12 protein-coding genes are annotated in these 12569 nt (G+C 68.5%); 11 read left to right on the forward strand and 1 reads right to left on the reverse strand.

Annotation, left to right across the window (positions count from 1 at the left end):
• Positions 1-17: 17 nt before the first annotated feature.
• Positions 18-803, reverse strand: coding sequence for a DeoR/GlpR family DNA-binding transcription regulator (locus BN977_RS23475; RefSeq protein WP_024452762.1), 786 nt, complete (start codon positions 801-803; stop codon positions 18-20).
• Positions 804-933: 130 nt separating this feature from the next.
• Here BN977_RS23475 and BN977_RS23480 point away from each other — a divergent pair, with 130 nt between their 5' ends.
• The 11 genes from BN977_RS23480 (at position 934) to BN977_RS23530 (ending at position 12543) form a co-directional block, all read left to right on the forward strand.
• Positions 934-1857: a class II fructose-bisphosphate aldolase gene (locus tag BN977_RS23480; protein ID WP_051561842.1), complete on the forward strand. Its 924-nt coding sequence runs from the start codon at positions 934-936 to the stop codon at positions 1855-1857.
• Entirely contained in the window at positions 1854-3230 is a 1377-nt protein-coding gene (locus tag BN977_RS23485) for a D-tagatose-bisphosphate aldolase, class II, non-catalytic subunit (RefSeq protein ID WP_051561844.1), read from the forward strand. Before BN977_RS23480 ends, BN977_RS23485 begins: the two co-directional genes overlap by 4 nt.
• Entirely contained in the window at positions 3223-4365 is a 1143-nt protein-coding gene (locus tag BN977_RS23490) for an SIS domain-containing protein (protein ID WP_036401893.1), read from the forward strand. The genes BN977_RS23485 and BN977_RS23490 overlap by 8 nt, the downstream gene beginning before the upstream one ends.
• A gap of 6 nt (positions 4366-4371) precedes the next feature.
• Entirely contained in the window at positions 4372-5358 is a 987-nt protein-coding gene (locus BN977_RS23495) for an N-acetylglucosamine kinase (protein WP_036401895.1), read from the forward strand.
• Positions 5359-5375: 17 nt separating this feature from the next.
• On the forward strand, positions 5376-6314 hold the full coding sequence (locus BN977_RS23500) for a DMT family transporter (RefSeq protein ID WP_036401897.1): 939 nt from the start codon (positions 5376-5378) through the stop codon (positions 6312-6314).
• Positions 6311-7621, forward strand: coding sequence for an alpha-galactosidase (melA, locus tag BN977_RS23505; RefSeq protein WP_036401899.1), 1311 nt, complete (start codon positions 6311-6313; stop codon positions 7619-7621). Before BN977_RS23500 ends, melA begins: the two co-directional genes overlap by 4 nt.
• A 65-nt stretch (positions 7622-7686) precedes the next feature.
• Positions 7687-8967: an ABC transporter substrate-binding protein gene (locus BN977_RS23510; RefSeq protein ID WP_036404265.1), complete on the forward strand. Its 1281-nt coding sequence runs from the start codon at positions 7687-7689 to the stop codon at positions 8965-8967.
• 11 nt (positions 8968-8978) lie between these two features.
• Positions 8979-9866 carry a carbohydrate ABC transporter permease gene (locus BN977_RS23515; RefSeq protein ID WP_036401901.1) on the forward strand — a complete coding sequence of 296 codons (888 nt, stop codon included), beginning with the start codon at positions 8979-8981 and terminating at the stop codon, positions 9864-9866.
• Positions 9863-10777: a carbohydrate ABC transporter permease gene (locus BN977_RS23520; protein WP_036401904.1), complete on the forward strand. Its 915-nt coding sequence runs from the start codon at positions 9863-9865 to the stop codon at positions 10775-10777. Before BN977_RS23515 ends, BN977_RS23520 begins: the two co-directional genes overlap by 4 nt.
• A 3-nt stretch (positions 10778-10780) precedes the next feature.
• Positions 10781-11869 (forward strand): ABC transporter ATP-binding protein, encoded by a 1089-nt coding sequence (locus tag BN977_RS23525; RefSeq protein ID WP_036401906.1) that lies wholly within the window; start codon positions 10781-10783, stop codon positions 11867-11869.
• Positions 11870-11919: 50 nt separating this feature from the next.
• Complete coding sequence (locus BN977_RS23530) at positions 11920-12543, forward strand: TetR/AcrR family transcriptional regulator (RefSeq protein ID WP_036401909.1); 624 nt, start codon at positions 11920-11922, stop codon at positions 12541-12543.
• Positions 12544-12569 lie beyond the last annotated feature (26 nt).

Consider the following 12569-nt stretch of genomic DNA (forward strand, 5'->3'; position numbering starts at 1 on the left):
GCTGGTTCAGCGCTGGTTCAGTGCTCGCCCGCGTCGACGACGTGTACCTGCACCCCGGCCGCGGTGATACGCGCCAGTTGATCGGGGTCGGCGGTGGAGTCGGTCACCAGATGATGAATCTGGCTCAGCGGCACCATCTTTGCCAAGGTGACCTTGCCGATCTTGGAGCCGTCGACGGCGACCACCACGCGTTGGGCGTTGGCGGCCATCGCAATTGCGGTCCGGGCCTCGGCCTCGTCGAAGGTGGTGGCGCCCACCTCGGCCGACATGCCATCCGCGCCGAGAACCGCGGTGCCGACCGTGATCACCTGAAAGGCGTGCTCGGACATCGGGCCAACGGCCTCAAGCGAATTGCCGCGCACCACGCCGCCGGTCATGATCACCTTCATGTGCGCGTCGACGGCGCATTCGCCGGCGATGGTCAACGAGTTCGTGACGATGGTGATCTGGGGCCGGCCCCGTAACGCCTGGGCCACCTCGCCGGTCGTGATGCCCCCGGTGAGGGCGACCGCCTGCTGACCGGCGGGCACCAGCGCGGCGGCGTGCCGGGCGATCCGCCGTTTGATGGCGACCATCCGGTGATCGCGCAGTCGCACCGGGATCTCGGTGCTGCCCGGGTCGAGCGCCCGCGCGCCTCCGTGGGTGCGCACCAGCAGCCCCTGGTCCTCGAGCTCGGACAGGTCGCGGCGCAGCGTCGCCGCCGAGACGCGCAATTCGGCGCACAGCACGTGCGAGGCGACCTCGCCGCGATCGTGCAACAGCGCCAGCACGGTGCGCATCCGGTCGGTCCGCTTCAGCGACATCGGTGGGGACTCCTGGTTCGATGCGATCAGTTTTGTTGATCGTTTTGTGGATTCGTATTGCGCGTGTTGAGCGAGCTTCTCATGATCGACGGATGTTCGACACGACTTCTCCCCGCTCGAGGATGACCCGGTGACCCTGGCCTCCACCGCGGCGCTCGTCGCCGCCGCCGGCAACAGGCAGGCGGCGGTCTTCGCGTTCAACGTCATCACCATCGAGCACGCCGAGGGCATCGCCGAGGGCGCCGAGCGGACCGGTGTGGCGGTGCTGCTCCAGGTCAGCGAGAACACCGTCGGATTCCACGGCGGCCGGATCGCACCGCTGGTGTCGGCCTGCGCCCGGGTCGCGGAAGCCTCCGCCGTGCCGATCGCGGTGCACCTGGACCACTTTCAGGATCCCGGCCTGCTCGGCGAGGCCATCGACACCGCCACGACGCTCGGCGTCAGCTCGATCATGATCGATGCCGCCCACCTGCCGTACCGCGACAACGTCGAACGCACCAGGTCGTTCGCCGACGCCGCGCGCCGGGCCGGACTGTGGGTGGAAGCCGAACTCGGCGAGATCGGCGGCAAGGGGCAGGCCGGCAAGGGTCAGGCCGGCAAGAGTCAGGCCATGGTCAGCGCGCACACCGCGGGCGTGCGTACCGACCCGGCCGAAGCACTGGCCTTCGCCGAGCAGACCGGCGTCGACGGCCTCGCGGTGGCCGTGGGCAACACCCACGCGATGACCACCCGGGACGCCCACCTCGATATCGACCTCATCCGGCGGCTGGCCGCCCGCGTGCCGATTCCCCTTGTGCTGCATGGATCTTCGGGCGTGTCCGACGATCAGCTGCGCGCCGCCGTCGCGGCCGGGATGCGCAAGATCAACGTCGGCACCGCACTCAACGTCGGCTACACCGCCGCGCTGCGCCAAGCGCTGTCCGCCGACACCACCGGCACCGACCCGCGCCGCTACCTGAGCGCCGGACGGCAGGCCGTCGCCGACACCGTGGCCGCGCTGTGTGCCGACGCGGCACCGCAGCCCGTCGGGGTCGGGGAGCGTGATGCGCGATGAGCGGGGGCACAGCGGCATCGCTCGGCACGGTGACCGGGGACATCAGCGACACCGCGCACTGGCTCACCGAGACGATCCGGGCACACAAGGCCGGCGCGCCGGTCGGCGCCTACTCGGTGTGCTCGGCACACCCGACGGTGGTGGCCGCCGCCATCGCGCAGGCCGCGGCCGACGGCAGTTATGTGCTCATCGAGGCGACGTCGAATCAGGTCGACCAGTTCGGCGGCTACACCGGACTGCGCCCCGCCGAGTTCCGGGACCTCGTCCACACCATCGCGGACCGGCAGGGTTTCGCACGGGATCGGGTGGTCCTCGGCGGTGATCACCTCGGACCCAACCGGTGGCAGCGTGAAACCGCCGGTGCCGCAATGGCCAACGCCGAAGTTCTGGTGGCCTCCTACGTCGCGGCGGGCTACCGCAAGATCCACCTGGACTGCAGCATGTCCTGTGCCGACGACCCCGCCGTGCTCTCCGATGACGTGGTGGCCGGACGCACCGCGCGGCTGCTGCGGGTGGCCGAGGACACCGTGCGCGATCTGGGGGCCGACGCGCCGGTGTACGTCATCGGCACCGAGGTGCCGGTGCCCGGCGGCGCCCACGAAACCCTGGACCACCTCACCCCGACGCCGGCCGACCGGGCCCGGCGCACCATCGCGGCGCACCGCGCCGCCTTCGCCGCGGCGGACCTGGCCGACGTCTGGCCCCGCATCATCGCCCTCGTGGTGCAGCCCGGGGTGGAATTCGACCATCTCAACGTCATCGACTACCGGCGGGACGCGACCGCGGCGCTGCGTCATGTCCTCGACACCGAGGACCATCTGGTGTTCGAGGCGCATTCCACCGACTACCAGCGACCCGCCCAACTGCGCGAACTGGTCGAAGATCACTGGGCCATCCTCAAAGTCGGGCCCGCGCTGACCTTCGCCATGCGTGAGGCGCTGTTCGCGCTCAGCCTGATCGAAGCCGAACTCGTTGCGCCGCAAGACCGATCCGGTCTGGTCGACGTCGTCGAGCGCCGGATGCTGGCCGAACCGGGCTACTGGCAGAGCTACTACGAGGGTGACCCGGTGGCCCAGCGCACCGCGCGCCGGTACAGCTACAGCGACCGGTTGCGCTACTACTGGGCCGATGACGACGTCGAGACGGCCCGGCGCACGCTGCTGGCCAACCTCGACCGCACCGGCATCCCGCTGCCGCTGGTCAGCCAGTTCCTGCCGGCCCAATACGAGCGGATCCGTTCCGGTGGCCTCACACCCGACGCCGAAGCACTCGTGATCGACCGGATACGGGATGCGTTACGGCCCTATGCCGCCGCATGCCGTGCCGCCCAAGACCATTCCCGCATCCTGACCCCCGGAGGTGCCGATGACTAGCGCCCAGACCCAACCCACCGCCATCCCCGCACAGGAGGACGGCGGCGCCACCATCGTGGAGATCGGTCAGCAGCCAGACGCGTGGCGGGAGGTCGCCGGTACCGCCGCCGACGACGTCGCCACGTTCGTGCGCGGGATCGTCGAGCGCCCGGACGTGCGGATCGTGTTGACCGGTGCCGGAAGCTCGGCGTTCATCGGTGACATCGCGGCCCCGGCGCTGCGCCGGCACCTGCACCGCCGGGTCGAGGCCATCGCCACCACCGATATCGTCGCCGCACCCCTGGATCACCTCGAGCCGGACACCCCGACGCTGATGGTGTCGTTCGGCCGGTCCGGCAACAGCCCGGAGAGCCTGGCCACCACCGCTCTCGCCGACGACCTGGTCGCCGACGTCTGGCATCTGATCTACACGTGCGACCCGTCGGGTGCGTTGGCCCGCGCTCATCGCGGACGGCCGAACACGCGGACCGTTCTCATGCCGGAACGCACCAACGACACCGGGTTCGCGATGACCTCCAGCCTGACCTCGATGCTGCTGTCCTGCCTGCTCGATCTGGGACCGGCCCGGCGCGCCGAGGTCGAATCACTGGCGCGGGCAGCCGAATACGTCGCCGGCCGGCAAGCGGAGATCCGCAGCCTGGCCCAGGCGAAGAAGCAGCGCTTCGTCTACCTGGGCAGCGGGCCGCTGGCCGGGCTTGCCCGGGAGTCGGCGCTCAAGCTGCTCGAACTCACCGCGGGTGAGGTCACCACGTACTTCGACTCCCCGTTGGGTTTCCGGCACGGGCCCAAGTCGGTGCTCGACGGTGACACCGTGGTGCTGGTGTACGTGTCCACCGATCCCTACACGCGCCGGTACGACTTCGACATCATCGCCGAGCTGCGCGCCCAACTCGGCCGCGACGCCGTGACGGTGATCAGCGCCGCACCCATCCCGCCGGAACTCGGCACGGCGGTCGTGCTGCCCGGGCTGGACGGCCTCGACGATTCGCACGTTGCCGTGCCGTATCTGGTGTTCGCGCAATACCTGGCGCTGTTCACCGCTCTGGAACACGGCAAGACACCGGACAATCCGTTCCCCTCCGGTGAGGTCAGCCGGGTGGTCAAGGGCGTCACGATCCATCCCTGGGCCCGGTGACCGGCGATGGCGTGTTTTCTCGGGGTTGACGGTGGCGGTTCCAAGACCGCGTTCGCGCTCATCGACGGAACCGGCGTGGTTCTCGCCAGGGCCACCGCACCGACGTCCTACTACTTCAACAGTTCCTCGGCCGACGCGGGCTTCCGGGCCGTCGAAGATGTGCTGACGCAAGGCGTCACCGACGTGTGCCGGCAGGCCGGGGTGGACGCCGCCGACATCGACGCCGCCTTTTTCGGTATCCCGGGTTACGGTGAGGCCAGCGCCGACATCGCGCGGCTCGATGCGCTCCCGGCCCGCGTGCTGGGGCATGACCGCTACCGGTGTGACAACGACATGGTCTGCGGCTGGGCCGGCTCACTGGCCTGCCAGGACGGCATCAACGTCATCAGCGGTACGGGCTCGATGACCTATGGCGAGCGCCGCGGGGTCGGCCACCGCGTCGGCGGCTGGGGTGAGCTGTTCGGCGACGAGGGCTCGGCGTATTGGGTTGCCATCCAAGGGCTCAACGCGTTCAGCAGGATGAGTGACGGCCGGCTCGCACCCGGACCGCTGCATGGGCTGCTGCGCGAACGGCTGGCCCTGGGTGCCGATCTGGACGCCGTCAGCCTGGTGATCGACCAATGGTCGGGCAACCGCGGTTCGATCGCGGCACTGGCCACCACGGTGTGCGCCGCGGCCCGCGCCGGCGATGCCACGGCGGCACGCATCCTGTCCGCCGCGGTCACCGAGCTGGTCGCCCTCGTCGACACGACCCGCACCCGGATCGGATTCGCCGACGGTGAGACGGTGCCGGTGTCCTACTCCGGCGGCATGTTCTCCGACCCGGATTTTCTCGCGATGTTCGTCACCGCGCTGCGCGACCGGCCGGTGGCCTATGACCTGCGGCGCCCGCTGCTGGACCCCGCGGTGGGCGCCGCGCTCTACGCGGCCAGATCCAGCGGGCACGCGGTGAGTCCGCACCTGGTCGGCCAACTCCGCACGGCCACAGCATGATCGAAGAAGGAAGACAGATGACCGAGGTATCGTCCGGGCGGCGCGGCTGGATCGGCTACGCCACCCTCCTGGTGCTCTTCTGGGGCGTGTGGGGCGCGTTCTCCGCGCTGCCGGCCACCCGGTACGGCTATCCCGACGAGATGATCTACTGCATCTGGGCGTTGACCATGATCATCCCCGCCGTGTTCGCGCTGCGGGGCGCCCGCTTCGACCGCAGCCCGCGCGCCGCGGTCTACGGATTGCTCATCGGCTTGACGGGAGCCGGTGGGCAGCTGCTGCTGTTCCAGGCGCTCACCATGGGCCCGGCCTACCTGATCTTCCCGATCGTGTCGATCTCACCCGCGGTGACGGTGCTGATGGCGATGGTGCTGCTGCGCGAACGGATCACCGCGCTCGCGGCGGTCGGCCTGGTCGCCGCGCTGGTCGCCATCGTGCTGTTCAGCATCACCAGCGCCGAGCCGACCGGCTCGTCGGGTCCCTGGCTGGTGCTGGCCATCCTGATCTGCGTGGCCTGGGGCGTGCAGGCCTACTTCATGCGCAAGGCCGCGACGATCGGCGTGAACGACGCCACCACCTTCGGCTGGATGGCGATCAGCGCGATCGCCCTGATCCCGGTGGCGGTGCTCTCCATGGGCGGCATCCCGACCGGATTTCCTTGGCAGGCACCGGCATTGACGGCGATAACCCAGCTGCTCAACGCGGTCGGAGCGCTGTTCCTGGTGATGGCGCTGAGCCGGGGCAAGGCCACCATCGTCGCGCCCACCACCAACGCGCTGGCGCCCGCCCTGACCATCGTGGTGTCACTGGCCGCCTATCACACCCTGCCCACCCCGTACGGGGCGGCCGGCATCGTGCTTGCCCTCCTGGGTTCCACGCTGATGGTCTACAGCGACGAGAAGCGCGGTGACCCGTCCAGCGTGACACCCGCGACCGCGGACCTGAGGAGCCGGACGTGAAACCCACCATCGTCATCATCGGAGCGGGCAGCGTCGAGTTCACCCGCGAGCTGCTCGGGGACATCCTGTCCTTCCCGGAGCTGCAAACCGTGCGGATCGTGTTGCACGACATCGACGCCGAACGACTGGAGACCGCGGAGGCGATCGCGCGGGCGACCGCGGACGCGGCCGGCGCCACCCCCGACGTGGTGGCCACCGTCGACCGGCGCCGTGCCCTCGACGGCGCCGATTACGTCATCAACGTCATCCAGGTGGGCATGCACCAGGCCACCGTGCGTGATTTCGAGATCCCGGCACGGTACGGGGTCAACCAGACCATCGGCGACACCATCGGCATCGGCGGCATCTTCCGCGGCCTGCGGACCTTCCCGGTACTGGCGGCCATCGCCAGGGACATGGAGCAGGTATGCCCGGACGCCTGGCTGCTCAACTACACCAACCCGATGGCCATGAATGTCACCTACCTGCACCACATCGCGCCGAGGTTGAAGGTGCTCGGGCTGTGTCACTCGGTGTACTGGACGATGGTCGGCCTGTGCGAGCTGATCGATGTGCCCTATGACCAGGTGTCGTACTGGTCGGCCGGCGTCAACCACCAGGCCTGGGTGCTGCGCTGGGAGCGCGACGGCCAGAATCTGTATCCCCAGTTGGATCAGCGCATCGCCGCCGACCCGGAACTGCAGCGCCGCGTGCGGGTGGACATGTACCGGCGACTGGGCTATTACCCGACCGAGACGAGTGAGCACTCCAGTGAGTACGTCCCGTGGTACGTCCGGCACCCGGCCGAGGTCGATCGGCTCCGCATCAACATCGGTCAGTACGTGTCCATCAGTGCGGCCAATCTCGCCGAATACCAACGCGTGCGTGCGGAATTGGCCGAGAGCCGGCCGCTGCCCATCGACACCGGGTCCACCGAGTACGCACCCCAGGTGATCCACTCGCTGGAAACCGGTCACACCCGGGTCATCTCGGCCAACGTCGTGAACCAGGGACTCATCACCAACCTGCCGGACGGCGTGGCCGTCGAGGTCCCCACCACGCTCGACGCGTTGGGTGCCCATCCGATGCGGGTCGGCGACCTGCCGCCGCAATGCGCCGCGCTGAACCGGAACTTCCTCGGACCCGTCGATCTGGCGGTCCGCGCCGCCGTCGACGGTGATCCACGCCTGGTGCGGGCGGCCGCGATGGTCGACCCGAACACCGCGGCGACGCTGACCGTCGACCAGATCGGGGAACTGTGCAACGAGCTGACGGCCGCCCATGCGGCCTTGCTGCCCGAGCCGCTGCGGTCGCCGGTATGGCCATGAGAGCGGATGCCCACCCAGCAGATCCACCCACTCGTCCAGATGTCGCCAACAAAGGAGTGTCCACCGTGATCCGACACCGGCTGTGCATCGCAATGGTTGTCGTCCTCAGCTGTCTGCTGGCCGCGTGCGGGGGTGGGAGTTCGTCGTCGTCCGGCCCGATCGAGATCGCGGTGTGGCACGGTTATCAGGACACCGAAGGCGAGGTCTTCAAGAGCCTGATCGACCGGTACAACAAGGAGCATCCCGAGGTGAAGGTCAGTGAGCTGTACTCCAGCAACGACCTGGTGTTGCAGAAGGTGCTCACCGCGGTGCGGGGTGGCAGTGCCCCCGACGTGGCCTACATGTTCGGCTCGTGGTCGCCCAACATCGCCAAGATCCCGCAGGTCGTCGACATGTCCTCGGTGGTGTCACAGCCGGAGTGGAACTGGCAGGACTTCTATCCGGCCGAACGCGAGGCGGCGACCGTGGGCGACAAGATCGTCGGTGTCCCCGCGCTGGTGGACAATCTCGCGATCGTCTACAACAAGAAGCTCTTCGCCGACGCCGGCGTCGCACCCCCGAGCCCGACCTGGACCTGGGACGATTTCCGTTCGGCCGCAGCCAAACTGACCGACCCCGCCAAGGGCCAGTACGGCTGGCTCATCCCCGCCGACGGCAGCGAGGACACCGTCTGGCACTACGTCCCGATGCTGTGGGAAGCCGGTGGCGACATTCTGTCCGCCGACCGTCAACACGCCGCGTTCAATTCCGAATCCGGTTCGCGCGCACTGACGGTGCTGCAGCAGATGGCGGTCACCGACAAGTCGCTCTACCTCGACACCACCAACGAGAACGGCCCTAAACTGATGAACAGCGGAAAGGTCGCGATGCTCGTCACCGGTCCGTGGGACCTGAGTCAGCTCTCCGATATCGAGTACGGCGTGCAGGTGATGCCCACCTTCGCCGGCTCGGCCGGTGCGCACCAGACCATCTCCGGCCCGGACAACTGGGTGGTGTTCGACAACGGCGACCGGCGCAAGCAGGCGGCGACCGACTTCGTCCGATGGTTGACCGCCCCCGAGCAGGTCAAGACGTTCTCGTTGGGCACCGGTGACCTGCCCACCCGGCAGTCCGTCGGCCAGGACCCGGCGTTCCGTCAGCAACTCAACGAAAAGCTCGACGGCAGTGCCACCTTCGTGGAGAACCTGGCCAACGTGCGCAAGGTCAGGCCGGCGGTGGAGCAGTATCCGGCGATCTCCGAGGCGCTGGGGCAGGCCATCGTGTCGGTCATGCTCGGCAAGGAGCAATCCGCGGCCGCCCTGGACGCCGCGGCCCAAGCCGCCGACGCGGCCCTGGCCGGGAAGTAGCGGCTGCGGTGATGGCCCTGCTCCGGCTGCGGCACTCGGACAGCGTGGCGGGCTGGACGCTGGTCAGCCCGGCGGCGGCACTCATCGGCGTCTTCGGTCTGCTGCCCGTGTTGATGTCGTTGGTGCTGTCGTTTCAGCACTCGGATCTGCTCACGCCGGAGACGCCGTGGGTCGGGCTGGACAACTATCGCAAGCTGGCGCAGGACCCGGTATTCGTCGAGGCGATCAAGCACACCATCGTCTACACCACGCTGTTCGTGCCCGGCACGATGCTGGTCGGGTTGCTGGTCGCGGCGGCACTCAACCGCCCGTTGCGGTTCATGGCGGTGTACCGCACGGCCGCCTACATCACGATGGCGGTCTCGACCATCTCGCAGGGCATCATCTTCCTGTGGCTCACCGACCGGGACTACGGCCTGGTGAACGCGGCGCTGAACGCCGTCGGCGCCCCGTCCCAGCCGTTCCTGGCCTCCCCGTCGCAGGCGATGTACGTGATCGTGGCGATGACGATCTGGGGCTGGACCGGATTCTCGGTCATCGTGTACCTGGCTGCGCTGCAAGGAGTTCCGGCCGAACTGCACGAGGCGGCCGCGATCGACGGAGCGAGTGCCTTCACCCGGTTCCGCACCATCACGGTGCCGTTGCTCGGCCCGGCGAACCTGTTCCTCGTCGTCTGGCTGACCATCAACGCGCTGCAGTTGTTCGACGAGGTCTACGCCACCACGCGGGGCGGGCCGCTGCGGGCGACCACCGTCATCGTGTACTACCTGTGGGACCGCGCCTTCGTGCAGTTCGACGCCGGCTACGCCGCGGCGATGGCCTACGCGCTGTTCGTGGTCATCCTGGTGATCACCGCGATCCAATTCCGGCTCGCGCGTATGCACGTGTACGCCTCATGACCGCCGTCCAGTCCCGCCCCGCGGCCGCACCGGCGCGGCAACCGGATCCGGCGCCGCCGCGCCGGCGGTGGCGGTGGCGGCTGCCGTTCAGCCCGTGGCACCTGGTGCTCATTCCGCTGACCTTCCTGCTGCTGGTTCCGCTGCTGTGGATGCTCGTCACGTCGCTGGAGACCGAGGGGGAGGCCAACCGCTTCCCGCCGGTGCTGGTGCCCGAGCGGCCACGCTTCGAGAATTACGCCGAGGCCTGGTCCGCCGCGCCGTTCGGCCACTTCTTCGCCAACAGCGTCATGGTCACCGCGGTGGTGCTGGTCAGCAACCTCGTCGTCTGCAGCCTGGCCGGGTACGCCTTCGCCCGGATCCGATTCCTGGGCCGGGGTGCCCTTTTCGTGACGCTGATGGCCACGCTCATGGTGCCGTTCCAGGTCACCATGATCCCCGTCTTCCTCATCGTCAAATGGTTCGGCGACAACGTGTGGGCCGGCCTGGGCATCGATCACATCGGGGCGTTGATGCTGCCCAATCTGGCCACCGCCTTCGGGATCTTCTTCCTGCGCCAGTTCTTCCAGACGGTGCCGGTGGAGCTCGAGGAGGCGGCGCGGGTGGACGGGACGTCGCGTCTGGGGGTGCTGTTCAAGATCGTCCTCCCGCTGTCGTTACCGGCACTGTCGACCCTGGCGGCGCTGACGGTGCTCACCTCCTGGAACGACTTCCTGTGGCCGTTGATCGTGATCACTTCCCAGGATCAGATGACGATCCCGTTGGGGCTCAGCTACTTCCAGGGGGCGCATCGGGTGAAGTGGCCGTTGCTGATGGCGGCCAACGTGATGAGCCTGTTGCCGATGCTGCTGGTCTTCGTCGGTGCGCAACGGTATTTCGTGCAATCGGTGGCCAGCACCGGACTGAAGGGATGAGCGGTGGCAGAAGTAGAGTTCCGTGACGTCAGCCGCCGATTCCCCGGCGGTGTACACGCCCTCAAAGGGCTGAATCTCACGGTGGCCGACGGGGAGTTCCTGATCCTGGTCGGACCGTCGGGTTGCGGTAAGAGCACCGCGCTGCGCATGTTGGCCGGACTCGACAAACCCACCTCAGGGGAGATCCGGATCGGAGGCACCGTCGTCAACGACCTCACTCCCGGCCAGCGGGACATTGCGATGGTGTTCCAGAACTACGCGCTCTACCCGCACATGTCGGTGTACCGCAACCTGGCGTACGGTCTGCGGCAGCGTCGCACGCCGCGCGCCGAAATCGACCGCAGGGTGCGGGAAACGGCCGAGCTGCTGCAGATCACCGCGCTGCTGGACCGCAAGCCGGGGCAGTTGTCGGGCGGTCAGCGGCAGCGGGTGGCGATGGGCCGGGCGCTGGTGCGCGAACCGCAGGCGTTCCTGCTCGACGAGCCGCTGTCGAATCTGGATGCCAAGCTGCGCAACCAGGTTCGCGGTGACCTCAAGCGGTTGCACCGAGAGGTTCCGGTGACCTCCATCTACGTCACCCACGACCAGGTGGAGGCGATGACGCTGGGGGACCGGCTGTGCGTGATGTCCGAGGGCGAGGTGCAGCAGATCGGCACCACCGACGATATCTACAACCGGCCGGCCAACACGTTCGTCGCGGCGTTCATGGGCAGCCCGCCGATGAACCTGATGCCGGGGGTGATCCGGTCCGGCCTGCTGCACATCGGTGGTGCCGAGGTGACGCCGGCGGCATCGGAGGACGGCCCGGTCACCGTCGGCGTGCGGCCCGAGCATCTGCAGCTGCACCGCCAGCGCGCGCCCGGCATGATGGCGGCGCGCGTCGACTTCGTCGAGCCCCTGGGCAGTCACGTACTGGTGACCGCCGTCGTCGGCACCGGTGACGAACAGACCCGGGTGATCGCGCAGGCCCCGGCCGATACCGTGCTGGCACCGGGCACCGACATCGGTTTCGTGCTGCCGCCGGAGCGGACGTACTTCTTCGATGCGCAGACCGGCGTCGCCCGACGGGACCGGGAACGCGTCGCGCTGTAGCCCTTCCGGGAAATCTTGCCCGGCGGGCAAAAATATGTACGCTGGGTGGCATGGCAGCCGGACTGCGTGAACGCAAAAAGCTCGATACCCGCCGCGCTCTCAGCGACGCCGCGCTGGAACTGACCTTCAGGCACGGCCTGGAGAACGTCACCCGGGAGGACATCGCCCGGCTTGCCGGGGTGTCGCTGCGCACCTTCAACAACTACTTCACCGGTAAGTACGAGGCGCTCGCCTACCGGCAGACCGAGCGGTTACGCCGCAGCATCACCGAACTACGCGCGCGTCCGGCCACCGAACCCCTGTGGACGGCAATCACCGAATCCGTGCTACTCCCGCTGGAGCAGGATTTCGCCGACGCCGGGCCTGAATCCGGTGTGCCCACCCGCGAGGAACTCCTCGAGGTCCGAAAACTGTTGATGAGCCCAGAGGTTCGTGGGGCCGTGGGCAAGGCGTTGCTCGAGGAGTGGATCGCGGTGATCGCCGAACGCACCGGCACCGACCCGCATACCGACATGTACCCGCGGCTGGTCGCCGGTGTGGTGCACGCCGTCGGCGACGCGGCCGCCGACGCCTACGCGAAGGCAGACCCACCGGTCGCCTTTCCGCAGCTACTGCGGCAGGGATTCGCGGCCGTCGCCGCCGGTCTGGCCGACCCGGAGAGCAGTCGTGGCTGAGCCGGTGGTGATTGCCGGCGCAGGCC

Source organism: Mycolicibacterium cosmeticum (assembly GCF_000613185.1).
GTDB lineage: Bacteria > Actinomycetota > Actinomycetes > Mycobacteriales > Mycobacteriaceae > Mycobacterium > Mycobacterium cosmeticum.

Bases quoted from the DNA above. Each gene is read 5' to 3' on its own strand.
- BN977_RS23530 (WP_036401909.1), top strand. From the start codon at position 11,920: ATGGCAGCCGGACTGCGTGAACGCAAAAAGCTCGATACCCGCCGCGCT.
- BN977_RS23515 (WP_036401901.1), top strand. From the start codon at position 8,979: ATGGCCCTGCTCCGGCTGCGGCACTCGGACAGCGTGGCGGGCTGGACG.
- BN977_RS23485 (WP_051561844.1), top strand. From the start codon at position 1,854: ATGAGCGGGGGCACAGCGGCATCGCTCGGCACGGTGACCGGGGACATC.
- BN977_RS23500 (WP_036401897.1), top strand. From the start codon at position 5,376: ATGACCGAGGTATCGTCCGGGCGGCGCGGCTGGATCGGCTACGCCACC.
- BN977_RS23475 (WP_024452762.1), bottom strand. From the start codon at position 803: ATGTCGCTGAAGCGGACCGACCGGATGCGCACCGTGCTGGCGCTGTTG.
- BN977_RS23490 (WP_036401893.1), top strand. From the start codon at position 3,223: ATGACTAGCGCCCAGACCCAACCCACCGCCATCCCCGCACAGGAGGAC.
- BN977_RS23520 (WP_036401904.1), top strand. From the start codon at position 9,863: ATGACCGCCGTCCAGTCCCGCCCCGCGGCCGCACCGGCGCGGCAACCG.
- BN977_RS23495 (WP_036401895.1), top strand. From the start codon at position 4,372: ATGGCGTGTTTTCTCGGGGTTGACGGTGGCGGTTCCAAGACCGCGTTC.